Annotated in this window: 24 protein-coding genes; 4 read left to right on the top strand and 20 right to left on the bottom strand. The window is 27.8% G+C overall.

Going from position 1 to position 24,726, the window contains the following annotated elements:
* Positions 1-486: 486 nt before the first annotated feature.
* Entirely contained in the window at positions 487-645 is a 159-nt protein-coding gene (locus ACTG48_RS06450) for a type I toxin-antitoxin system toxin (RefSeq protein ID WP_169466111.1), read from the bottom strand.
* 235 nt (positions 646-880) lie between these two features.
* Between ACTG48_RS06450 and ACTG48_RS06445 the strand changes: the two genes are divergently transcribed.
* Entirely contained in the window at positions 881-2,395 is a 1,515-nt protein-coding gene (locus ACTG48_RS06445; protein ID WP_479918394.1) for a recombinase family protein, read from the top strand.
* 25 nt (positions 2,396-2,420) lie between these two features.
* Positions 2,421-2,705, top strand: coding sequence for a sigma-70 family RNA polymerase sigma factor (locus tag ACTG48_RS06440; RefSeq protein ID WP_021383999.1), 285 nt, complete (start codon positions 2,421-2,423; stop codon positions 2,703-2,705).
* A 101-nt stretch (positions 2,706-2,806) separates the two neighbouring features.
* Here ACTG48_RS06440 and ACTG48_RS06435 read toward each other — a convergent pair whose 3' ends face one another.
* The 17 genes from ACTG48_RS06435 to ACTG48_RS06355 all read right to left on the bottom strand — a co-directional run bounded on the left by ACTG48_RS06435 (position 2,807) and on the right by ACTG48_RS06355 (position 20,735).
* Complete coding sequence (locus ACTG48_RS06435) at positions 2,807-4,471, bottom strand: peptidoglycan D,D-transpeptidase FtsI family protein (RefSeq protein WP_479918393.1); 1,665 nt, start codon at positions 4,469-4,471, stop codon at positions 2,807-2,809.
* Between the two features lie 71 nt (positions 4,472-4,542).
* Positions 4,543-5,790, bottom strand: a complete 1,248-nt coding sequence (locus ACTG48_RS06430; protein ID WP_021383971.1) for a peptidase U32 family protein — start codon at positions 5,788-5,790, stop codon at positions 4,543-4,545.
* On the bottom strand, positions 5,777-6,451 hold the full coding sequence (locus ACTG48_RS06425; protein WP_021383929.1) for an O-methyltransferase: 675 nt from the start codon (positions 6,449-6,451) through the stop codon (positions 5,777-5,779). The genes ACTG48_RS06430 and ACTG48_RS06425 overlap by 14 nt, the downstream gene beginning before the upstream one ends.
* Before the next feature lie 171 nt (positions 6,452-6,622).
* On the bottom strand, positions 6,623-7,702 hold the full coding sequence (mltG, locus tag ACTG48_RS06420) for an endolytic transglycosylase MltG (protein ID WP_479918392.1): 1,080 nt from the start codon (positions 7,700-7,702) through the stop codon (positions 6,623-6,625).
* A gap of 214 nt (positions 7,703-7,916) precedes the next feature.
* A complete protein-coding gene (locus ACTG48_RS06415) occupies positions 7,917-9,242 on the bottom strand; it encodes a pyrimidine-nucleoside phosphorylase (protein WP_479918391.1) in 1,326 nt (441 codons plus the stop codon).
* A 186-nt stretch (positions 9,243-9,428) separates the two neighbouring features.
* Complete coding sequence (locus ACTG48_RS06410; protein ID WP_479918390.1) at positions 9,429-10,241, bottom strand: purine-nucleoside phosphorylase; 813 nt, start codon at positions 10,239-10,241, stop codon at positions 9,429-9,431.
* 56 nt (positions 10,242-10,297) lie between these two features.
* Complete coding sequence (locus tag ACTG48_RS06405; protein ID WP_021383922.1) at positions 10,298-11,470, bottom strand: phosphopentomutase; 1,173 nt, start codon at positions 11,468-11,470, stop codon at positions 10,298-10,300.
* A 41-nt stretch (positions 11,471-11,511) separates the two neighbouring features.
* Entirely contained in the window at positions 11,512-12,426 is a 915-nt protein-coding gene (locus tag ACTG48_RS06400) for a tyrosine-type recombinase/integrase (protein ID WP_021383986.1), read from the bottom strand.
* 11 nt (positions 12,427-12,437) lie between these two features.
* Positions 12,438-13,043: a stage II sporulation protein M gene (locus ACTG48_RS06395; RefSeq protein WP_479918389.1), complete on the bottom strand. Its 606-nt coding sequence runs from the start codon at positions 13,041-13,043 to the stop codon at positions 12,438-12,440.
* 68 nt (positions 13,044-13,111) lie between these two features.
* Positions 13,112-13,648 (bottom strand): NUDIX hydrolase, encoded by a 537-nt coding sequence (locus ACTG48_RS06390; RefSeq protein WP_021383955.1) that lies wholly within the window; start codon positions 13,646-13,648, stop codon positions 13,112-13,114.
* Position 13,649: 1 nt separating this feature from the next.
* The gene (locus ACTG48_RS06385) at positions 13,650-14,717 is read right to left on the bottom strand and encodes a DUF3866 family protein (protein WP_021383975.1); all 1,068 of its coding nucleotides are present in this window, start codon (positions 14,715-14,717) and stop codon (positions 13,650-13,652) included.
* Positions 14,718-14,721: 4 nt separating this feature from the next.
* Positions 14,722-15,546, bottom strand: a complete 825-nt coding sequence (locus ACTG48_RS06380) for a glycosyl transferase 4 family protein (protein WP_021383979.1) — start codon at positions 15,544-15,546, stop codon at positions 14,722-14,724.
* Positions 15,547-15,553: 7 nt separating this feature from the next.
* A complete protein-coding gene (locus tag ACTG48_RS06375) occupies positions 15,554-16,246 on the bottom strand; it encodes a glycosyltransferase family 2 protein (protein ID WP_021383983.1) in 693 nt (230 codons plus the stop codon).
* 23 nt (positions 16,247-16,269) lie between these two features.
* A complete protein-coding gene (locus ACTG48_RS06370) occupies positions 16,270-17,145 on the bottom strand; it encodes a copper transporter (RefSeq protein WP_479918388.1) in 876 nt (291 codons plus the stop codon).
* A 17-nt stretch (positions 17,146-17,162) separates the two neighbouring features.
* Positions 17,163-18,284 carry a putative cytokinetic ring protein SteA gene (gene steA / locus ACTG48_RS06365; RefSeq protein ID WP_021383954.1) on the bottom strand — a complete coding sequence of 374 codons (1,122 nt, stop codon included), beginning with the start codon at positions 18,282-18,284 and terminating at the stop codon, positions 17,163-17,165.
* 424 nt (positions 18,285-18,708) lie between these two features.
* Positions 18,709-19,533, bottom strand: a complete 825-nt coding sequence (spo0A, locus tag ACTG48_RS06360) for a sporulation transcription factor Spo0A (RefSeq protein ID WP_021383996.1) — start codon at positions 19,531-19,533, stop codon at positions 18,709-18,711.
* Between the two features lie 140 nt (positions 19,534-19,673).
* Positions 19,674-20,735: a SpoIVB peptidase S55 domain-containing protein gene (locus tag ACTG48_RS06355; protein WP_479918387.1), complete on the bottom strand. Its 1,062-nt coding sequence runs from the start codon at positions 20,733-20,735 to the stop codon at positions 19,674-19,676.
* Between the two features lie 160 nt (positions 20,736-20,895).
* Here ACTG48_RS06355 and ACTG48_RS06350 point away from each other — a divergent pair, with 160 nt between their 5' ends.
* Both ACTG48_RS06350 and ACTG48_RS06345 read left to right on the top strand, forming a co-directional pair.
* Entirely contained in the window at positions 20,896-21,336 is a 441-nt protein-coding gene (locus tag ACTG48_RS06350; RefSeq protein ID WP_021383969.1) for a GNAT family N-acetyltransferase, read from the top strand.
* A 60-nt stretch (positions 21,337-21,396) separates the two neighbouring features.
* Positions 21,397-21,888 (top strand): GNAT family N-acetyltransferase, encoded by a 492-nt coding sequence (locus ACTG48_RS06345; RefSeq protein ID WP_021383943.1) that lies wholly within the window; start codon positions 21,397-21,399, stop codon positions 21,886-21,888.
* Between the two features lie 82 nt (positions 21,889-21,970).
* Here ACTG48_RS06345 and ACTG48_RS06340 read toward each other — a convergent pair whose 3' ends face one another.
* The gene (locus ACTG48_RS06340) at positions 21,971-22,837 is read right to left on the bottom strand and encodes a hypothetical protein (RefSeq protein WP_021383984.1); all 867 of its coding nucleotides are present in this window, start codon (positions 22,835-22,837) and stop codon (positions 21,971-21,973) included.
* A 202-nt stretch (positions 22,838-23,039) separates the two neighbouring features.
* Positions 23,040-24,719 carry a DNA repair protein RecN gene (gene recN / locus ACTG48_RS06335; RefSeq protein WP_479918386.1) on the bottom strand — a complete coding sequence of 560 codons (1,680 nt, stop codon included), beginning with the start codon at positions 24,717-24,719 and terminating at the stop codon, positions 23,040-23,042.
* Between the last annotated feature and the right edge of the window lie 7 nt (positions 24,720-24,726).

Below are 24,726 nucleotides of genomic sequence, written 5' to 3'. Positions count from 1 at the left end.
TAATTTGTCATGTATTTACCTAGATTGCTTTAAATTTTACTGTTATTCTTTTTCATACTTTTGGTATACCAAAGACAAGGTGTATAGATTTAGACAAGGTTGATATTTTATACAAATACAGGTGTATCATATAATTTAGAAATAAGATTTTAAGATTGGAAATACAGTACTATTAATAATTAAAAATAAGAAAACTAATGGAAGGTATATTACACTTAAAATATATTATTAGAATAATTCTAAATATATTAAACAAATGTGGAAGAAATATTATAGGATTGCCAATTTATTTTAGAAAATAGATAAATTTTAATTTAATAATCACTTGATTATAAAATCAAAAAACATAACAAAATTATATACACATTTACTATGTAGTAAAATTATTATTTTTGAATATTTATATCAATTTGTGATATAATAAAAGCAAGAAGAACTACAATCTATGTGGTGTAGAGTGAAGTTCATGATTAAAAAACTAGAAAATTATTTAAACTTATGGAATTTGATTTTAAAGTCAAATTCCCAACCACTCTTAGTGCCAGCTTTGAGTGGTTTTTTACGTTTTCTAAATAACTTACTTATTAAGTAAACTATATAGCTAGCCAAAATACTGGCTAATATACTTAGTAAAAAATTATCCATACATAATCACCTCCCTTCTTAAAATTGGGAGGATAATCCTTTGTTTGTATGAACTCCACTCTTAGATTATAGGTTACAACTTCTTGCTAGAATTATTATAACATATTCTGGTAATTTATATAATTAAAAACACTTGTTTAATATGGTTGTAATAACATACTTATAAGTATTTATAAAACAATTATATTACTCAGTTATAACTAATATAATATATTCAAGGAGTGTGATTACTTATATGAATGTTGCTATCTACTTAAGAAAATCTCGTGCTGATGAAGAAGCAGAAAAACAAGGAGAATTCGAAACTCTAAGCAGACATAAATCAACTCTATTAAAAATAGCAAAAGACCAAAATCTAAATGTAATTGAAATAAAGGAAGAACTAGTATCTGGAGAAAGTATAATACATAGACCCAAAATGATTGAACTTCTAAAGGAAGTTGAAGAAAATAAATACGATTCAGTATTAGTAATGGATTTGGACAGACTCGGTCGTGGAGATATGAAAGACCAAGGTATAATTTTAGAAACTTTCAAGGAAAGTAAGACTAAAATTATAACACCTAGAAAAACATATGACTTAACAGATGAATTTGATGAAGAATATTCAGAATTTGAAGCATTTATGGCAAGAAAAGAATTAAAACTTATCTCAAGAAGAATGCAAAGAGGAAGAATAAAATCGGTTGAGGAAGGAAATTTCATAGGTACTTCTGCTCCATTTGGATATGATGCTGTAACTACAGGTAGAAAAGAAAGAATTCTTGTACCAAATAAGGATGCTGATGTGGTTAGAATTATTTTTGATTTATATATTAATGAGGATATGGGTTGCAGTAAAATATCTAAACATCTAAATAACCTAGGGATTAAAACCTCTACAGGTGCTAATTGGTATAACTCTGCAATAACAAATATAATAAAAAATAAAGTTTATTGTGGTTATATTCAGTGGCAAAAGAAAGACTATAAAAAATCTAAAAATCCAAATAAAATAAAAACTGTTAAATTAAGACCTAAAGATGAATGGATTGAAGCAAAGGGTAAGCATGAACCTATAGTAAGTGAATCAGTTTGGAAAAAAGCTCAGAATATCCTTAACAAAAATGGCCATGTAAGTTATGGTAATCAAATAAAAAATCCACTTGCAGGAATAGTAATATGTAAAAACTGTGGTAGACCTCTAGTATATAGACCATATACGGACCACGATTATATAATTTGTTATCACCCTGGTTGTAATAAGAGCTCTCGCTTTGAATTTGTTGAATCTGCTATTTTAAAGTCATTAGAAGATGCAGTGAAAAAATACCAACTAAGAATGTCTGATATAGATTTAAAGGAAAATAATGCAGATAATAATATAGAATTTCAAAAACGAGTATTAAAAGGCTTAGAAACTGAATTAAAAGAATTAGGGAAGCAAAAAAATAAGTTGTATGATTTGTTGGAGCGTGGTATATATGATGAAGATACATTTATTAAAAGGTCTAATAATATAGACTCAAGAACTGAAGAAATTATAATCTCAATAGACATGCTAAAAAATAAATTAAATACAGTTAAAAAAGATACTGCAAAAATAATAAACGATATTAAAACAGTACTATCTCTTTATCATGACTCAGATTCTCTTGGAAAAAATAAACTTTTGAAATCTGTTATTGATAGAGCTATTTATTACAAATCTAAAGAGCAAAAACTAGATTCCTTTGAGTTAACAGTCCACTTGAAATTATATGAAAGTTAGTAATATCAATAACATATAAAGCGTAGTGTGTAATGAAATAAGTCTTTTAGATATACTTGGTACAGAAGCTAACCATGTTCTTGATGAAGTTGAGCTAAAAGTTCAAGTCGGAAAACTTTATGAGCAACTAAACAAAATTCTTACTCCTAGAGAAAGAGAAATTGTCCAGTTAAGATATGGGTTAACTCCTTATGGGTATAAAACTCAAAGAGAAATTGCACAAAAACTCGATATATCGAGGTCATATGTATCTAGAATCGAAAAAAAAGCTCTTAAAAAACTAGAAAAAGAGCTTGTTCAGGAAAGTTAATATTATAATTTTTAAAAGGATATATCGTAATAGTATTAGATATAGCCATTCATCTAAAACTTAAAATTATGATATATCCTTAAATTTTATAATATATAATTTTATTGTATGCTTTCACATATTTCTTTAAATATAGGTATTGCAGATTTACTTTCTTTTTGAGTTCCTTCTACTAACACAGTTATTACATACTTAGGTCTTTCTTCAGGATAATATCCAGTTATCCATCCATGGTCTATTGCTTTTTTATTCAAACTACTTTGAGCTGTACCAGTTTTAACTCCACATCCACCTTCTAAATCTTTTAAATCTTTAGCTGTACCAACCTTAGATACAGACTTCATAATTTCTTTAACTTGTGTACACACATAAGGAGAAATAAGTTCTTCTTTTTTTGAAGACTTGTAAGTTTTGATTGTATTCATATTATTGTCCACAAGACTTTTATATAAATATAATGGTTTGAATGTTCCATTATTAGCCATTATCTGAGTCATTTGATTTATTTGAAGTGGTGTAAATTCTATATTGTCTTGACCTATAGCTAAATTTCGTATTGATATATTTTTTGGAGCTTCTCTAATTTTTTCTTCATCAAGACCAATATCAACCTTTTCAAATAAATGCAACTTTTCAGCAGATTTAAGTATCTTTTCTTTGCCAAGTTTCATAGCTATATCTAAAAATGCAGGATTACATGAATTAGAAAAAGTTTGTCTTAAATTTTGGAAACCATGACCATTTCTTTTATTACATCGTAGTATTTCATTAGTATTTCCAACTTTAGTCTTTCCTGTGCAATTATAAGTATAGTTCTCATCTACAACACCATTTTCAAGTGCAGAAAATAAAACTACCATCTTAAATACAGACCCTGGTGGATATGTTGCCTTTATAACTCTATTTTCAAATTCTCCATTTTTTCCTTTCAAACTTTTTGATATATCATTCTGGTCAAAATTAGGTCTAGAACACATTGCAAGAATTTCACCTGTAGAAGCTTCCGAGATTACTACTGCTGTAGGGTTTTCTTCTTTGTTTAGTATCTGCTCTAATTTTTTTTGAATATTATAATCAATTGTAGTTTTTAGATGTCTATCCTTAGACTTATCATCAATAGTTTTTACACTTCCCTTTAGTATGTTTAGAGATTTTTCATTTCCTGCATCTCCAGCTTTAAAAGCACTTATATACTTTTCATTTGAATTTCTAAGCACACTATCCATACTTTTTTCAATTCCTGTTTGCCCTGACTTATCATCTTCTTTTATATATCCTATTGTATGTGATAATAAACCATCTTTTGAATATCGCATAGTTTTTTCTTCTACCATTATTCCGTTTTTCTCAAGCTCTTTTTTCATACTATTATCAATATTTTTAGTCTGAATCTGTATTATAGGATGTGTTAATTGTTCTTGTATAGCCTTATATATATCCAAATCTTTCAGATTAGTAGCTTTCTTAACGAGTTCTAAAATTTTATAGTTATTATTTAATTTTTCTTTTTCAACTACCAGTACTTGAGTTTTGCTTGTATCTGTAAGTTTCTTGTCATTTCTATCATATATTATTCCTCTTCCACTATTTAACTCTACTTTCTCAACACTTTGTGATTCTACACTTTGTTTGTATTTATCACCTTTTAATACCTGTATATCAACTAGCCTATAAATTAAAGCACTATAAATTATTAAAATTATAGTAAATATATACCAGGTTCTCTTTCCCACTTTTTTCAAAAATGGAGTCTTCTTTTTTGACATGAAATCACCCCTTAGATAATTTCATTATTGACAATTTCTAAGGGGCTAATACTATCTTTATCAAATTTTTATTATTCTTCAACCTTTTCTTCTATAACTTTTCTAAGCATATAATCTTTACCAACTTTTACTGACAACTTTAATTTCACTATTTGTCTAGGATGAGGAGCTGACTCTATGGCTTCTCCTTCTTCATTATACATTTCTTCAATTCTAGTAAACATAGTTTCTTTATATGGTCCCATGACCTCTATTTCATCACCAACGCACATTTTATTTCTTTGCTCAACCACAATAAGACCATCTTCATCTTCTGTTTCTCTAACTATACCTATAAAATCATAGTTTCTAACATATGATGCTGACTGATAATTTTGGTCTTCTGTTGTTGGTTTATTCAAATAAAAACCTGATGTAAAATGTCTATGACTACCTTTCTTTAACTCTTCCATCCACATTGGATTGAACTTCCAGTTTTCTGGGTCTTTGTAAAATTCATCTATTGCCATTCTATATGCTCTTACAACAGTAGCTACATAGTATGAAGTTTTCATCCTACCTTCTATTTTTAAACTTGTTATACCAGATTTGATTAATTCTGGTATATACTCTATCATACATAAATCTTTTGAATTAAAGAAGAATGTACCTCTTTCATCTTCATATATTGGGAAATATTCACCAGGTCTTTTTTCTTCTACTAAATGATATTGCCATCTACAAGATTGAGCACAAGAACCTTTGTTTGCATCTCTTCCAGTCATATAATTACTTATTAGGCATCTACCAGAATAAGAGATACACATAGCTCCATGCATAAATGCTTCTATATCCATATCTAAAGGTGTTTTTGCTCTTATCTCAGATATTTCATCGAAAGACAATTCTCTTGCCACTACAACTCTTTTTACTCCATGCTCGTACCAAAATTTTGCACTTAGATAATTAGTTGTATTTGCTTGCGTACTTAAATGTATTTCCATATTTGGAATTACTTTTTTAATAACACTTAGAACTCCTGGGTCAGCTATTATAACTGCATCTATTCCTATTTCTTCTAATTCCAACAAATAATCCTCTAGTTGTAGAAAATCTTCATTGTGAGGTATTATATTTACTGTTACAAATACTTTTTTACCTCTTTCATGTGCAAAAGCTACTCCTTCTGCCATATCTTCCTTACTAAAATTCTTTGCAGCAGACCTCATTCCAAAAATCTCTCCACCTATATAAACAGCATCTGCTCCATATGTTATAGCTATTTTCAATCTCTCCAAATCACCTGCTGGAGCTAAAAGTTCAACTTTATTTAATTCCATCTACGTCACCTCTTTTACTTTCTTTATAACTTAGTGCTACACCATCACCTATTGGTATCAATGATGTACTTAAATAATCGCAATTACATATATAATCTAAATAATTTCTCATTCTTTTTACTATGGTTTTCTTTCTTCTTATGACAAAATCATCATGTGCAACCATACCTTTGTATAAAATATTATCAGATACTAAAAGTCCACCATCTTTTAATTTATCTATAACTAAATCAAAGAATAACTTATATTGACCTTTGGCTGCATCTATAAATATAAGGTCAAATTCACCTTGGACTTGACTAAGCTTTTCTTCTGCATCTCCTTCTAGTATAGTTATGTTATTGTCAAATCCAGCTAATTTTATATTTTCTTTTGCTTTTTCTATCATTTTTTCATTTCTCTCAACAGTTGTTATATCTGCATCGTTTCCTATAATAGTAGCAAAAAAAATAGAAGAATAACCAATTGCGCAACCTACTTCTAAAACTCTCTTTGGCTTTTGAATCTTTAATAAGACTTTTAACAAATCTGAAACTTCTTTATGTATTATAGGAACGCTATTTTCCTCTGCATAAATTTCTAACTCTTTTAAAAGTCCTTCTTTTTCTTTTAATGTCACTCTTATATAATCTTCAACCAAGTCATTAACTATATTACTCATAAAAACACTCCCTAAAATAATAAATATTCAAACATTGTCTTAATTTATTATTTTTTAAATTCATATTGTTATATATATTTACACTTTCTTTATTATAAATCTAAGAATAACAATTTTCAATAAAAAAGCCCAACATTATTCTTACCCTGTTAGACTTTTTATAATCATCGTTTATTTTTTTGTATTTTCTTTATTTGTTGTTTTTGTATCTTTGCCTTGCTTATCTCTTGCTTCTTTATATTCTTTGACATATTTTAAATGGTCTTGATAATTTGTACTATAGTTATTTCCACCATCAATCTTAGCTACAAAATAGAGATAATCAGTTTTATCTGGATATAGTGCTGCTTCAATAGATTTTATGCCAGGATTTGATATTGGTGTAGGAGGCAATCCTTTATTTTTATAACTATTATATGGTGAATCAATTTTTAAATCATCATATGTTACAATTTTCTTTCTCTCTTCAAATATATATTGTATTGTTGCATCAGATTGAAGAGGCATACCTACCTTAAGTCTATTATAAAACACACTTGCTATTATTGGTCTGTCTTTATCAAGAACAGCTTCTTTCTCAATTATTGAAGCCATTTCCATTACTTCTTGAAGAGTCATCTTTGATTCTTTTTGCTTATTTTTAAGCTTGTCCGTATATTTACTATCAAATACCTTTAACATTTCGCTTAAAATATCTTTTTCTGATTGTTTCTTTGAATTAAAATAATAAGTTTCTGGATATAAGAATCCTTCCAAAGAATTTATTCCATCTTCCTTCAAGTATGGAAATTCATCATAAAATTCTTGAGGTTTTTTTATTAAATTTTCAAAAGTAGTTTTATCTCCTAGATTTTTGTTTACTAACATTGCTACAATTTCTTTTGATGTAGCACCTTCTGGAATAGTTACTTTTACACCATCATGATATATTTTACCTGAAGCCAGAAGACTTATTATATCATTATTTGAATACGATTGGTTAAGTAAATATGTTCCTGATTTTATAGATGGAGCTTTATTACTAACCTTTACCAAAAGTTTAAATAATAGTTCATTTTTTATTAATTTATTTTCATATAATATGTCAGATATTTTTCCAACAGATGCACCACTTGGGATATCAATAATTACATCATTCTTGTTATTTTTATTATAAGGACCTATTTGCATAGATACAAATATACCTGCTAAGATAATTAAAATAACAATTATTAATGCTGCTATTTTTAATCTATTTTCTTTAAATTTCATAATATAATCTACTCCTTATGTATATTTATCCATTTTCTATTATAAAGCTAGATACTCTAATTTTCAATCACCTTGTCGAATAAACTTATTTATATTTCAAAAAATATTTTAAAATATATTTTTTTGATAGCCATTTACCACTTATCAAAAAAATAAAAAACCTAACACTATTTTTGACATGTTAGGCCTTTTATAATCACTTTTCTAAAATTTTCTAAAACTTTTTGATTTCATCTTTAGTTACAATACCATATATTAATTTATTCTTTTCTATTTTTTTATCTACAATGGAATATGAATTAATAAATCTGTCTTTTGCCAATAAAAACTTTTGTTCATCATCGTAATACAAGTATGCTAAAACTTCACCTTCATTTACATAATCTCCAACTTTCTTTTCTAAGATTATCCCTGCCGATAAATCTAAAATATCATCCTTAGTCTCTCTACCTGCTCCAAGAATCATAGCTGATAAACCAACTTCTTCAGCCTTAATTTTACTTATATAACCTGATTTAGTTGATTTAACTGGATGTTTATATTTTGGTTTTTTAAATAAAGAATAATCATCTACTACATTTTTATTTCCACCTTGGTTTTCTATGAATTCTTTAAGTTTCTGTACTGCACTACCAGATTTTATAGATTCTCTTATCTTTTCAATACCATCGTCAAAATCATGTGCAACCTTTGATAAAATTAACATATATGCTCCTAATACTTCACATAGTTCAACAAGGTCTTTAGGTCCATTTCCTTTTAAAGTTTCAATTGCTTCTATAACTTCTAAAGAATTTCCTATTGCAAAACCTAAAGGTTCATCCATATCTGTTACAATTCCTATTGTATCTTTGTTCATACCAGTACCTATATCAACCATAGATTTCGCTAATTCAAAAGATTCTTCTAAAGTCTTCATAAATGCTCCATCTCCAGTTTTTACATCTAGCACAATTGCATCCGCTCCTGAAGACAATTTTTTGGACATTACACTAGATGCTATTAATGATATATTATCAACAGTTGCTGTAACATCTCTAAGTGCATATATTTTCTTATCTGCAATTGCTACCTTGGCACTTTGACCACATACTGCTATTTTAGACTTATTTACAGAATCAATAAACTTATTTATATCCATTTCTGTTGAAAAACCTGGTATAGACTCCAACTTATCAATAGTGCCACCAGTATGACCAAGACCTCTACCAGACATTTTTGCAACTGGTGCTCCACATGAAGCAACCAAAGGTATAAGGGCTATAGTTGTCTTGTCTCCTACACCGCCAGTACTATGCTTATCTACCTTTATACCATCTATATCTGATAGCTTTATAATATCACCAGAGTTCATCATCGCTTCTGTAAGATAAACAGTTTCTTGTTTATTCATCTTATTTAGGTAAATAGACATTAATAGCGCAGAAGCTTGATAATCAGGTATATCTCCTTTTGAATAGTTTTCTATAAAATAATGTATTTCTTCTTTACTAAGTTCTAGTTTGTCTCTCTTCTTTTTTATAATATCATACATTCTCATACTTGAAATCTCCATTCTAACTTGTAATAATTTAAATAAATATTAAACTTTAAAACAATTTCAAATCTTATAGTATTATAAAAAAACTGTCTCTTATTAGAAATAATTTTCTATATCAAGACAGCTCTTTATTAATTCTTTTCAAATAATACATCAGCTATTTCATTATAAATCTACTCAAAATATTTATAAATTTTTAACTGTACTCTTAACTAAATTCATAAATTCTGCTTTTACTTTTTGAGTAGTTTGTATTACTTCCTCATGGCTTAGTGGTTGATTTAAGATACCAGCAGCCATATTAGTTATACAAGATATCCCAATAACGCTAATATTAGAATGTGCTGCTACTATAACTTCTGGAACAGTAGACATTCCTACAGCATCAGCTCCTAATATTTGAGCCATTCTTACTTCTGCTGGTGTTTCATAGTTTGGACCACTAAAAAACATATACACGCCTTCTTTTACATCTATCTTGTATTCTTTTGCACAGTCTTTAACTATATCTACATATTTAGAAGAATATGCATCTGACATATCTGGAAATCTAGCTCCAAGCCTATCATCGTTTTTGCCTACTAATGGATTGCTTCCACTAAAGTTTATATGGTCTCTTATAATCATCAAGTCCCCTGCTTCAAACTTTTTATTTACTCCTCCAGCAGCATTGGTTACTATAAGAATTTCAACTCCTAAAGCTTTCATAACTCTTACTGGAAAAGTAGCCTCTTTCTGAGAATATCCTTCATAGTAATGAAATCTCCCCTGCATAGCAATTACTTCTTTCCCTTCAAGTTTTCCAATAACAAGTTGTCCAGCATGTCCTTCTACTGTTGATACAGGGAAATTTGGAATTTCACTATATTTAATTATGACAGAATCTTCTATATCATTTGCCAAATCTCCAAGTCCAGAACCTAATATTAAACCAATTTTAGGTTTTATACTAATTTTAGAATTTATAAATTTGCTACTTTGTTCTATCTTTTCAAACATTCCAATCCCTCCATTCTATTAAGCTAAATTTTTTGACTTTTTATTTATATTTTAATTTAGAATAATTCTTTTTTAAAACTTGACCCATGTTTAGGCAATTTTACATCTAGTATATCTGCAACAGTTGCTCCAATATCAGCAAAAGTATCTCTTATTCCTAAATTAAATCCTTTTTTAACCTTATTACCATAAATCATAACTGGTATATATTCTCTTGTATGGTCCGTACCTTTATATGTTGGGTCATTCCCATGGTCTGCATTGATTATAAGCACATCATCTTCTCTCATATTATCCATTATTTCAGGAAGTCTACTATCAAACTCCTCAAGAGCCTTCTTATATCCTTCTGGGTCTCTTCTATGTCCATATTTAGAATCAAAATCCACAAGGTTTGAATATATTAGACCTTTGTTTTTTTGTTTCATATAATTTAAAGTTTCATCTACTCCATCCATATTACTTTTAGTATGGATAGCATCTGTAATTCCTTTTCCATTAAAAATATCTTCTATTTTTCCGACTGCTAAAACATCAAGCCCTGACTCTTTTATATTATCCAGAACAGTGGGTTCAAATGGGTCTAATGAATAGTCTCTTCTATTTGAAGTTCTAACAAATTCACCAGTTTTCTTCCCTATGAATGGTCTAGCAATTACTCTAGCAACTGCATTATCTCCCATCATTATTTCCCTAGCTATTTTACACATATTGTAAAGTTCTTCTAGTGGGATTACTTCTTCATTTGCAGCTATTTGAAATACACTATCAGCTGAAGTGTATACTATCACATCACCAGTTTTTATTTGGTGCTCTCCATATTCATCAATTATCACAGTCCCTGAAGCTGGTTTATTTCCTATTACTTTTCTTCCAGTTTTTTGCTCGAATTCTTCTATTATTTCTTTTGAGAATCCATGTTCAAATGTTTTAAAAGGCTTGTCAACTATTATACCAGTCATTTCCCAATGACCAGTAGTAGTATCTTTCCCTTGAGACATTTCCTTGCATTTTCCAAAACAACCTATTGGTTCTTTTATACTTTCAAAAAAATCTACACCCTCTATATTACCTATCCCTAATTTTCTCATATTAGGAATTTGTATATCTGGATATTTCTTAAATATATTTCCAAGAGTACTTACATCCTTACTGTCTCCAAAATTTTCAGCATCAGGCAATGCTCCTATCCCAACACTGTCAATTACAATCCAAATCACTCTGCTCATATAAATACGCTCCTTTTAAATTATAAAATTTGCTCTACAGTCTATTTAGCCTCTGCTTTTTGTAATTCTATATCAATATCATTTCTTGGATGTTTTTCCTTTATTTCTCTTCTCACGTTTTTATCTATATGATTTAAATATACTTGGAGGCTAGATAGATTAACATTTCCTAAAATTTTACTTACAACAGCAATGTTAGCACCTTCATTTAATAAATGAATTGCAAATGAATGTCTAAGCATTGTAGGATTTATATTTTTATCTATATTAGCTAAATTAGAATATTTTTTTATGACTTTCCAAAGACCTTGTCGTGTAAACCTTTGACCCAATGAGCTTACAAATAATGATTTTTCACCTTCCACAGCTATTTTAGGTCTTGCTTCTTTTAAATACTTATCTAAATAAAGTTTTGTAATATCACAAAGTGGTATTACTCTTTGATTTTTACAGCATGAATTACAATATATATAGTCAATATCCAGGTCAACATCTTCTACGTTCATATCTACTAATTCAGATACTTTTATACCAGTACCATATAATACCTCAAAAATAGCCTTGTCCCTAATCAACTTAGGTGTTGTTAACTTTGGAAACTTTAATAATCTTTCAATTTCTTCTTCTGTAAGTATATTTATATTTTCTTTTTTTATTTTAGGTTTTTTTATGTCCTTTGCAGGATTATTTGTGCATACATGATTTAAAAATAAATAATCATGAAAAGATTTTATAGAGGATATCATCCTCGCTATTGTAGCTATTGATACATTATCTTTTTCCAACTTTATTAAATAACTTATAATATCATTTTCAACTATATCTACTAGTTTAATACTTTTTTGATTTATATATTCCATATATTTTTTTATATCCATAAAGTATGATGCCACTGTATTTTCTGATAATTTTTTTTTATCTTTTATGTAATCTATATATCCCTCTATAATATCCATTATAAACTCCTTTATTTAACTAGGAACTTAATAATACCAATACTTGCAGTATTTAATATTAATTGCAACCCCAATGATAGTGCTATTATAATTATAATATTTAGTATATACCTCTTAATTAAAAATTGCATATTTTTTCTGTTATTCTTTTTAAATTCATAAACCATCTCTTTGAAATAGCTTAAACTAATTAATGTTAATATGATTGCACATGGAATAATAATCAAATTTTTAAATAATATTATTAAAATCATTTTTACGCTTTTAAACTTTAATGCCAATATAAAACTATTTATTGTATATCCTATTGACATACCTTTTAATACAAAAACTACTAACACTGCTGGAATTGTCACTACAAACAAACTTAATAGAGCTATTGAGCCCATAAAAATTCCATCTGACTTTAAATTTTGTATAACTGTCTCTTTTATGTTTAGATTTAGATTATAATACTCTACAGCAGGATTTATATTGCTTAATATATTGTCACTAGAACCTGGCAAGATTTTATTTATATAAGACCCAATAACAATAGACATCATAAACAACAATCCTATAATAATTATTTGTCTATTCAATTCTCTAAAATCATTTTTTCTATATGTTCTTCTCAATTTTATTCCCCCTTGTCCTTTATAAAATAATATGCTTTAGGACAAGGGGTTATTCATTTTTATAAATATTAATTTTTAAACATATCTTTTACTAATAATAATCCAATAGAAGTTTTTGCATCTTCAATATCATTCTTTAATACCATATTATATGCCTCTTCAAGCTCAACTTCATATACATCTAAAAACTCATCTGCATCTAAGTTATTCTCTCCTGGAGTAAGCCCAGTTGCTAAATATACGAACATTATCTCATTAGAAAAACCTGCTGAAGTGAAAAATTTATGTATTAATTTAATATTTTTTGCACTATACCCAGTTTCTTCTTTTAGTTCTCTTTCAGCACATTCTTTTGGACTTTCATTTTTTTCTAGTTTACCAGCTGGAATTTCGAAAATTGGCTTTTCTATAGGCTTTCTAAATTGCTTAACTAGTACAATTTTGTTATCATCTGTAATTGCAACTATTCCTACTGCTCCACCAACTTCTACTAACTCCCTTTTTTGATATCCTTGCCCTGGAATTTCAACAGTATCAACCTTTAAAGTAATTACTTTACCTGTATAAACCCTATCACTACTAATAGTTTTTTCTTCTAATACCATCTTAAACCTCCATTAAGTAATATGCTACTGTACTTGCAGCTTTAAAAAATGCCTCATCTTGTTCATAATTTCTTCCCATACTTTTTACTTTTAGATTAAAATAGTCTAAATCCTCTTTCGTTTTATTATTATCTATATAAATTATATTATGCTTTTTATCTAAACCATTTGAACTTACTTGTTCTTTTATAAAACTTAATTTTTCATCATCATATATGGTTATTGGTATATCTACATTTACATTTACAATTTCTTTAAATACAGTCATACTATGATGTGAAATACCTTGATGCCTTTCTCTTTTATCAGCAAAACTAATTCTTGGAATTGCTATTGCTCTTCCTCCAAGTTTTTTTACCGCATCAAGAATTGGACCTTGTTCAATTCCTGTAAATCCATATTTTGTTCCTGTACCAGCAATTCCTGGTCCCATACTTACAAATACTACATCTGCTTTTAATATTTCTTTTGCTGTAATTAGTGCAGTGTATATATTTATACATTCATAATCTCCACCAAATGCATTGCCTATTGTTATGGTACTGTCTATTAATTTTTTTGCTTTCAAAGTATCCACATTTTTACTTAAATAAATTGGAAGAGATGCCCCATCAGTCATTATATATACTAACTTTTTATTGGGATTACTTCTTTTAAATGAAGCTGCAAATGGTGTTAACATACTGTGAAGAGTTCCTACCACAACAGAAAGACCTTCTAATCCTTTAAAGTTTTCAAATGCATCATGATAAATACTTTCTTGTTCTTCAATAGAATCAACTTTTATTTGAAAAGGTGTATACCTAAGTTTCATTATATGTCCACCTTCAGTTAAAGTAGATTCTAAGTTATTTAAATTAGTTATTACAAAATGGTATCCACCTGTACCTAAACTCAATTCTACTGCCGTTGTATTTAAAACTACTTCATCTCCTATACTTACGCTTCCAGATAGTTTTGGATAATTATATGCCCTTTGCACTTCCCCATTTATATTCACTCTTATATCATCAAGAGTTTCAGTTTGGCTTACTATTGACTCAACAATCCCCACTCTTTTGCTTATCATAATGCTACCTTCCCAATTTATCTATAAAATTTAATAATTTATTTTTTTCTATTATCTTAGTTAATGAGTATTTCTCAGTGAATATATGCATAATAACTACGAATATTAACCATCCTAATCTAACATTAAATGAATATCCAAAAGCAATCATGATTCCAATAGATATTCCAAGAACATTTGAACCAGTATCTCCCATCATTGCTCTTGCTTTTAAATCATAATTAAAATATGCAAGTACATTTGGTACTATAAGTAATGGAAGCACTTGAACAAAACCTGTCAATGTTAAAAATATAATCACCATTATAAATAAGTATACTTTTATTGCCCTCCCTGGTCTTAAATCCAAGAGATTCATTAAATTAGTCGATAGAGCTATTATTAGTGTGTTTATTATTATGTCAATTATGTCTTTTGATATAGCAACAGAAACTATAAGTCCTACAAATCCACCAAATAATGCTTTAAAACCACCAGTTGTAAGACTTCCTTTAAATAGACTTTTAAAATGTCCCTTTAAACCACTTACATCTCTATTTCCAATAATATCGTCTAGTATCCCTGCAAAAAACATGGATATCATACCAAACATAAACATAAATATATATGCTAAATCCCTAAATTCTGTAGTAAAGAGAGCAAGTATTATTCCGTTAATTACAACCATCGGCAAAAACACAATACCCATACTTACTGGTATCATATCTTTTTTATAGTTTGGCCTAAGTACATTTCCATTTATCAATAGATTTTTAAATAGTGGTATTACAGCATAGGTTCCAAATAATCCTGTTAATAGTAAAATGGTATAAAGTATATAATCTTTCACTAAGATATTACCTCCATTCTTTCTTTTTTTGTCCTAAAACCTTTTTTATGTGATAATACTGTTTTCCTCTATGAATAAATCCTTTTAAATTTCTTCCTGTTTCATTGTGAGTCATATTCACTAATACTTCTTTAATTTTAAATCCATACTTTAATATATCAATAGTCATACCAACTTCTACTCCATATCCAAAAGGTATTTCATCAAATTTTTCTAAAACTTCTCTTTTAAATATTCTTTGGCCTGATAAAGTTGCGTCTAACTCAACACCTGTCATCTCAAAAACAGAATTTTTAGCTAAACCTTTTACAAATCCCAATCCTCCTTTTTTCTTTGCAGGAGGAAACTTAGCTATAGTAACATCAGCATCACCATTTAATATAGGCACTATTAATTTCTCAACTTCTTTAGCAGAACTTCCTAAATCTCCATCTAAAAATCCTATAATGTCTGCATTTTTCATCGCTAACTTAATACCATAATTTAAAGCATATCCTTTACCTCTATTTTTATCTAACTTAAAAAATTTAATCTTTTCATTTTCTAGTTCAGATACAACTTTAGCAGTATTATCAATTGAACCATCATCAACGACTATTATTTCGTTTATTTGTTTAATATCCACTATACTATCTAACGTATATTTTATTCTACTTTCCTCATTATAAGCTGGTATTATTATACTTATATAAGAATTCATTTCTTCTCTCCTTAAAATTATTTCTATTTAATAGATGGCAACAATGAAGTTGCAGTATCTAATCTACCAAAATTGCCAACTATATTTCCTTGTTGTAAAAGAATAGCTAGAGATATACTTCCTATTCCTTCATCAATATTATCTATAGTTGCAACCTTGTTTTTAGAATATAGTTCTACATAAGAAGTTTTAACTCCTGTATTTTGAACTTCTACTAAATATTTATTTTCTGATTTAAGTTTTGAAACTACAAACTTTTCTATCTTTTCAAACTGTTTTGTACTATCTTTTGCATCATTTCCACCAGCTATTACAACAGAATCATATTTTAGATATGTATTACCAAGAGAGTTAAATTTTATTACATCTAGTTCTTGAAGATATGTCAGAATATCACTTGCATCTTCCTTTTTAAGAGTATCCATTATATAATTAACAGCATCACTTGAATTTTTTATATCTGCACCCAATTTAGTTGATATTTCTTTTAACTTTTCTGGACTTGTTATATTTTCTTTTAATACTATATTGAATGCAATATTTCCATTAGATTTATTTATTATGTCTTCTATATTCTTTGTATAATCGTCATTTTCATTAGCTGATATTATTCCTATATTTTTACCATTTAATGAACCGGCTAAAATCTTATCTACATTTTTATTTATAAAATTAACCGCCTCTTCATAATCTTTATTTACATTTGCTAGGTCACCATCAAGTTTATCGTTTTTTTCTTTTAAAATATTAAACTTATCATCTAAATCATTTATTATATTTGCTTGTTGTTCACTTAATTGTTGATTATTATTTAAGTTAAATCCTACTAACATGCCTATACCCAAAGCTATAAATATAGCACCTATAGTGACTATATAATATTTCATATTAATATGCATATTTATCCTCCTAAAATTTACATCTGTAATAATACTCTAAACTTTAATTGCATTAGTTGTATAAATTGTTGAACTCCTGGTGACAACGATGCTACTACCAACACAGGAAATAAAGCTGTTGCTATTAATGCCCATATGTACTTTATTTTTAACTTACTTCTATATAACAGATTAACTCCTTTAGCATCTATAAGCTTTGAGCCTATTTTAAGCCTAACTAAAAAGGTACTTGCCATACCTTTTCTTCCCTTTTCAAGGAAATCAATCATATTTGAATGTGTACCAACTGCTACTATTAACTCTGCTTTATACTCATAAGCAATAAGCATAGCTATATCTTCACTAGTTCCTGGTGCAGGAAATACAATTGCATCTAAACCTAACTCCTGAACTCTCTTAAGACCTGGTGCCCTTCCATCTGTATAAGCATGTACTACTATTTCGCTAGCCTTCTTTAAAGCATCGTCACTTACACTATCCATATCTCCTACGATTACATCTGGAGTATATCCAAACTCAATTAAAGCATCTGCTCCTCCGTCAACACCAACCAAGACTGGCTTTACCTCTTCTATATAAGAAAGCATAGTACTTAAATCTTCTTTATAGTCCTGACCTCTTACAACTATCAATACATGTTTATTAGCATAATTAGTTTTCACTTTTGGGATTTCTACTTCTCCAAGTATAAATCCTTTTTCTTTTTTAGCATAATCTATAGTATTATCTATAAATCTGTCCAATTCTACAGCTAAATTTTCATAAGCAGCCTTTATTTGGTGTGAAACTTCATACTTGTCTAAAACTTCGCCTGCACCTAAAAATTTTCCTTCTCTATATATCTTTCCATCTACAACTTCTATAGTTTCCCCTTCTTTTAATTCTTCAAATAATTCTTCTCCAATATTATCAATTATTAGTATATTATTTTCAGTTAATATTCCTGGACCTTTATTGGGATACCTACCACTTATAGAAGGAGCCGCATTTATGACAAGTTTTATTTTAGCTTCTACTAAAGAGTTTGCAGCAACTTCATCTATATCGATATGATTTATAACTGCTATTTCCCCACTTTCAACTCTTTTAGCAAGTTTTTTGGTTTTTCGATCTACTTTTATAGGGGCCTCGACTCTCATTTTTAAACCTCCACTATCATTATTAAAATCACATTATATTATAGCATTACTTAACAATAAAATAAATGTTTTAAGTTTGTTTTGCATCTTTGGCATTTATAATACTATATTCTATTATTTTTTTATTTAACACATTCAACAATATTCTTTAAAATATAAAGTTTATTATATTTTATTCAACATTCATTTTAAAAAAATAAACTCCTTCCATTTTGCAACTTATAAAGACATATACTATAAGCATAGTATAAATAAATTTATTATATTAATATATTGAATGAATAATAAAGAAAAAATAAAGAAAAAATTTTATACTTATTAAAATAGCGAAACAGCATAACCCTACTGGTTATACCATTTCGCTACTTGTAATACATATTTATCGCCAATGCCTTAATTAAAAAGCCTTACTTTTTGTGTCTATTTATTTAACCATACTATGCTCTAGTCTTAATTTGTCAGCAATCATTGCTATAAATTCTGAGTTAGTTGGTTTTCCTTTAGTATTGTGTACTGTATATCCAAATAGTTGATTTATTGTGTCAACTTTTCCTCTACTCCATGCAACCTCTATCGCATGTCTGATTGCTCTTTCAACTCTACTTGGTGTTGTATTGAATTTTTTAGCTATACTTGGATATAACTCCTTTGTTACTGCACCTAAAAGCTCAACATTATCAATAACCATTTTAATCGCTTCTCTTAAATATAAATACCCTTTTATATGAGCTGGTACTCCTATTTCATGTATTATATTTGTGATTTCTGTTTCTATATTTCCTACATTCTTAACGAAATCACTTCTAGTCATTTGAGTTTCTTGAACTGGTCTAGGCTTTGGCTCAACTTGAGCAACTCTATTAGAAACCAATTCTCTAATTCTGTTTATAAACACAACAAAATCAAACGGCTTTACTATGTAGTAATCTGCTCCTAGATTTATTGCGCTTTGAGTTATCTTATCCTGACCTACTGCTGATAGTACTATTATTTTTGGCATTTTAGGTATATCCATAGTATTCAATTTTTCAATTACACCTAATCCATCTAGATGTGGCATTATTACGTCTAATATTAATAAGTCCGGTTGTGTCTTTTTTACTAAGTCTAATGCTTCAATTCCATCCTTAGCTATGCCTAATATATCGATATCATCCTCATTAGACAAATACTCTTTTAATACCTGACAAAAATCCTTATTGTCATCTGCTAAAACTATTTTGATTTTTTCCACTAAAAATCCCCCCATTAAAAAACATCTTCTTATTACAGAAAACTAAACTTTTTACACAATTGCTCTTAATTATCTACTCTAATGCATATTCGACACTTCAAAATTATATTCCTTCTAGATAATTGATAAAATAATAAAATTTTTTAATGCCTCACCTACAATTTTATCATTTCATCTATAAAAATACCATATCCTTTTTTCGGATTATCTCTAAAAACATGAGTTATTGCACCAATAATTTTATTATTTTGTATTATTGGGGCTCCACTCATCCCCTGTACAATACCTCCTGTGTATTCCAATAACTTATCATCTACTACTTTTATTACCATATCTCTATAATTTCCTTTATCATATACTATACTTTCTATTTTTATATCATAGCTTGTTATATTCTTATTTTTATCTTCAAAAAGAATTACTGCATTTCCTATTTTTACATCTTGTGGTCTTCCAACTTCTATCAATTGCATTTCTTTATTTGCCAAATCAAATTCTTTGTTCTGTTTATTTGTAATATTACCACTTATACCTAACTCTGAATTATTCGAGAAATTACCCATTAAATTGCTATCATTAAAGTCGCCTTTTATTTTACCGATTTTTTCATTACTAGCCTTTACTATTTTTAGCTTTTCTGGCTTATATATATATCCTTGTTTTATTTTTAATAGTTCATTAGTATCCGAATCTTTTATGGCATGACCAATTGCTTTGAACTTTTCCATACTAGGGTCATAGAAAGTCATAGTTCCAATTCCAGATATTTTATCTCTTACCCAAAGACCAAGCTTATATTTACCATTTTCTCTTTTAGTTTCTATTATTTCTGTCTTATACTTATTCTTTCTCTCAAAAGTCACTTCAACTTTACTTTTTTTAGCCTTGTTCAAAATTTCTGATACATCTTGACTGTTTTTTATCCTTTTATTATCTATTTTTACTATATTATCACCAATTTGTATGCCTCCAATATAATCTACATCTTCTTCCTCATATCCTAAGACCAATACACCATCCGTATTGGCTTTTACTCCAATTATATTTCCAAGTGGATATACGAATTTTTTATCATGATTCTTAATTGTAAAAGCTTCTATTGGAGTTTCTTTATTTATATTATAATTCTTATTTTGAAAAATTATAACCATCATAAAAATCGATACAGCTCCTAATATTATCCAAATATTTTTGAAATTTTTATTTGCTTTGTTCATATATTCATCTACTCCTATGCTGTATTATTATGTATTTATAATTCCTTTTTCCAGAAAATTTATTCATTTAAAAACCTTGCTGAGTATCTTACTAAGTGATTTTTAATATATAATATGATAGTATTATATTGTAACAAAAAGTTTGAAGGGCGGTAATATCTTGAAATTAAATGTAAGAATTGCAGACATAAATAATTGGCATGATTTAGTTAATTTGTCTGTAGATAAAAGTCAATTAGATTATATAGAAAGCAATGCACTTTCTATTGCTGAATCTAAATTTATAACAGCTTGGATACCTGTTGGAATATATGATGAGAATTCATTGATAGGATTCGCTATGTATGGTCGTCTAGAAGATGACAGAGTTTGGCTTGATAGATTCATGATTGATTCAAAGTATCAAGGCAGAGGATACGGAAAAGCATCCTTAGATTATCTTATAAATCTTCTTAAAAAAGAATATAACTGTGATGAATTATATCTTAGTATATTTGATAACAACAAAACGGCTATCAAGCTTTATAAAGATTTTGGATTTGAGTTTAATGGAGAACTTGACTATGGTGGTGAAAAAGTAATGGTATTAAAATCTAATTGATATTAACAAAAATATACATATATCAAGGAGGTGAAGTCGTTATATAAACATATTTATATAATGATGGATAAAATGGCTCAAAATATAACTTTAGAATTTGTTGAAGAAAAAGACTTGGAAAACCTTGAAAATGTAAAAATTTTATTTACTGAATATTCGAATTCTCTAAATATAGACTTATGTTTTCAAGACTTTAACAATGAATTAAAAACACTTCCAGGAAAATACAAAAAACCTTCTGGTTCATTGATATTAGCATTTGTTGATGGAAATTTATCAGGTTGTGTTGCTCTAAAAAAACTTGAAGGCAAAATATGTGAGTTAAAAAGATTATATGTAAGAAATCAATTTAGAGGACTAAAAATAGGAAAACTACTATTAGAAGAAATTATTAAAGAGGCAAAAGAAATTGGATATGCATATATGAGACTAGACACTCTTCCAAGCATGAAAAGTGCTCAAGGACTATATGAAAAGCTTGGTTTCTATGATATAGAACCGTATACTTATAATCCGATTGAAGGTGCTAGATATATGGAATTAAAATTATAATTTTATTTAACAGAGTATAAATAAAACTACTAAGATTTTATTTATACTCTATTTTATTGACTAACTTTATTTGTATATGTATTTATTTTTCTAAATCTTGTAGTCCCATAGTTACCTCTTCAGTTATATCCTTTATGTATTCTACTCCATTACTGTATGTAAGCTTGGCTTTAATATAAACTATATCATCAATATCCCTTTTAGGAAAAGCAGCTTCATAATTTACTTGACTTTCATTTGAATTATTGTTTTTATCATCATCTGAGATTTTAACAGATTTTGCTTTGCATACAGTATCTTTTTTCCCTTCATTTACAATGATATCTACTTTCTTTAATCTTATATTGTTATAAACTTTATTTTTTGACTTTTCACTTTCATGATTTAAGAGATTACTATTTTCTATTATTTCAATAAAATATTCTTTATTATCCCTTATTCCGGAATTAAATACAGGTTGTTCAGGCATATAATCAGATGTAGTTAGCTTTTGTACATCTGAGCTTTCAGATATTGTCCCATTTGTAACTACTTTATAGTCATATTCATTGCCTGTCTTTATTTTCATCTCACAAGCATACGATAATTCTCCATGTTTTGTCATTTTAATTTCATTCCATTTATTATTATCTTCTTTATACATGAAAAATACTTTGCCATCTTTACCCAGCTTACTCAATTGAATATCTACCTCAATAATACATTCTTCTTTTTCAAGCTTTTTAACTTTTAAATCAATACTTTTAGTTATATAGCTTTTCGACATTTCTTCATTTATCGTATTACTAATATCTGACTTGGTGTTCATAATTTCTTGTGACAAGTACTCTAATTTATTATTATAGTTTTCTATGTTTTTGTTAATTTCATTCATTGTCAATATCATATACCATAATAAAATAAAAATTACAATTGTAAAAATTAAGTGCATAGTATTTTTTTTATTCAATTTATGCCCCCCTCACTAATACCTTATACATAATATTATACTTAAGCATCTAAAAATTTCAAAGTTACAAATTTATAAACCTTTAAATTTTATGTTTTTAATGTCTACATTAAATAATATAAAATTATTTTGTCATAAAAAATAGATGTAAAGTATTCAGATAGAAAATTCTTTACATCTATATTAGAGCAATCTTTCTTAACTAGCATTTTTTAGCCATTTCAATGATTTCACTTGCATGTTCAATAGTTTTCTCTGTTATATTATTACCTGCTATAAGTCTAGCAATTTCATTTTTTCTTTGAGATTGATTTAGTTTACTAACATTAGTAAATGTCCTATTATTTGAAGTGTCTTTCTCTATACAATAATGAGTATCTGCATTTGCCGCAATTTGAGGTAAGTGAGTTATACATATTATTTGTTTTTTCTTTGCTATATCACTTAATTTCTCACCAACAATTTGTGCTGCTATACCACTTATCCCTGTATCTATTTCATCAAACACTAATGTATCAATATCATCTATATCAGCTAATATTGTCTTAAATGCCAACATAAATCTTGACATCTCACCACCTGATGCAACTTTATATATTGGTTTAATATCTTCTCCTAAGTTAAAAGATATCATAAATTCAATATCATCTACTCCATTTAAAGTAAATTGACCTTCTTCAAAATTAACTTTGAACATTACATTTTTCATGTTTAGACTTTTTAATTCATCAAGAAGTATTTTCTCTAAAGTAGTTGCTACTTCTTTTCTTGCTTTGGTCAATTTATTAGCTTTTATTTTTAAATCTTCTTCTATATTCATAAGTTGACTTTTTAATTGTTCAACTCTTTCATCTCTATTTAGTATCTCATCTAATCTATCTTTTATCTTTTCATAATACTCAAATATATCGTCTATACTATCTCCATATTTTCTTCTTAAATTGTTAATCTCATCAATTCTAAGTTCAATCTGCTCTAGCTCATAAGGCTCAAAGTCTATATTATCTTTGTAATTTCTTATATCACCAGATATATCTTGTAATTCATACATAATTCTTTCTACAGTATCACTATATTCACTCAAAACACTGTCATATTTTGATATGTCATTAAGCTCTTTAGATGCAAGACCTATTAGGTCAATAACATTATACTCACCATTATGTAACTTGCTATAACTTAAATTTAAATTATTATATATCTTTTCACTATTCCTATAAACTTCTCTTTGTTTTAATAAATCTTCATATTCATTTTTATTTAAATTTGCAACTTCTATTTCATTTATTTGAAATTTTAATAAATCTATTTCTCTTTGAATTTGCATCTCATCTTTATTTTCTGTCAAACAATTTAAAGCTTTTTTTACCTCACTATACTTGTTATACACTTTTTTATAGGCAACTTTAAATTTTTCTAATTCATTTTCTCCAAAAAGGTCTAGAAATTTCAAATGAGTATCTTTATTAAATAAAGCTTGATTTTGATGTTGACCATGTATATCTATAAGTGTTGATGCAATTTCTCTAAGAAGAGATACTTTAACAGTTCTTCCATTTACTCTAGCAGTACTCTTTCCATCTGAATATATCAATCTAGTTATGACTAACAAATTGTCATCTTCTATACTTATATCATTTTCGTCTAGTATTTTTTTTAAATATATATTATCTGACAAAAATACGGCCTCAATAAGTCCCTTGTCTGTTCCTTTTCTTAGAAAAGACCTATCGTATTTATCACCTAGACAAAGTCCAAGTGCATCTATTATTATAGATTTTCCTGAACCAGTTTCACCTGTAAGTATATTTAAATTTTTATCAATACTCAACCTTAGCTCTTCAACTAAAGCACAATTTTTCATATATAATTCGAGGATCAAGTCTAAG

Source organism: Clostridioides sp. LIBA-6822 (genome assembly GCF_056688955.1).
Note: the sequence above shows the minus strand (reverse complement) of the source record. Positions and strands in the feature narration are given on the sequence as shown.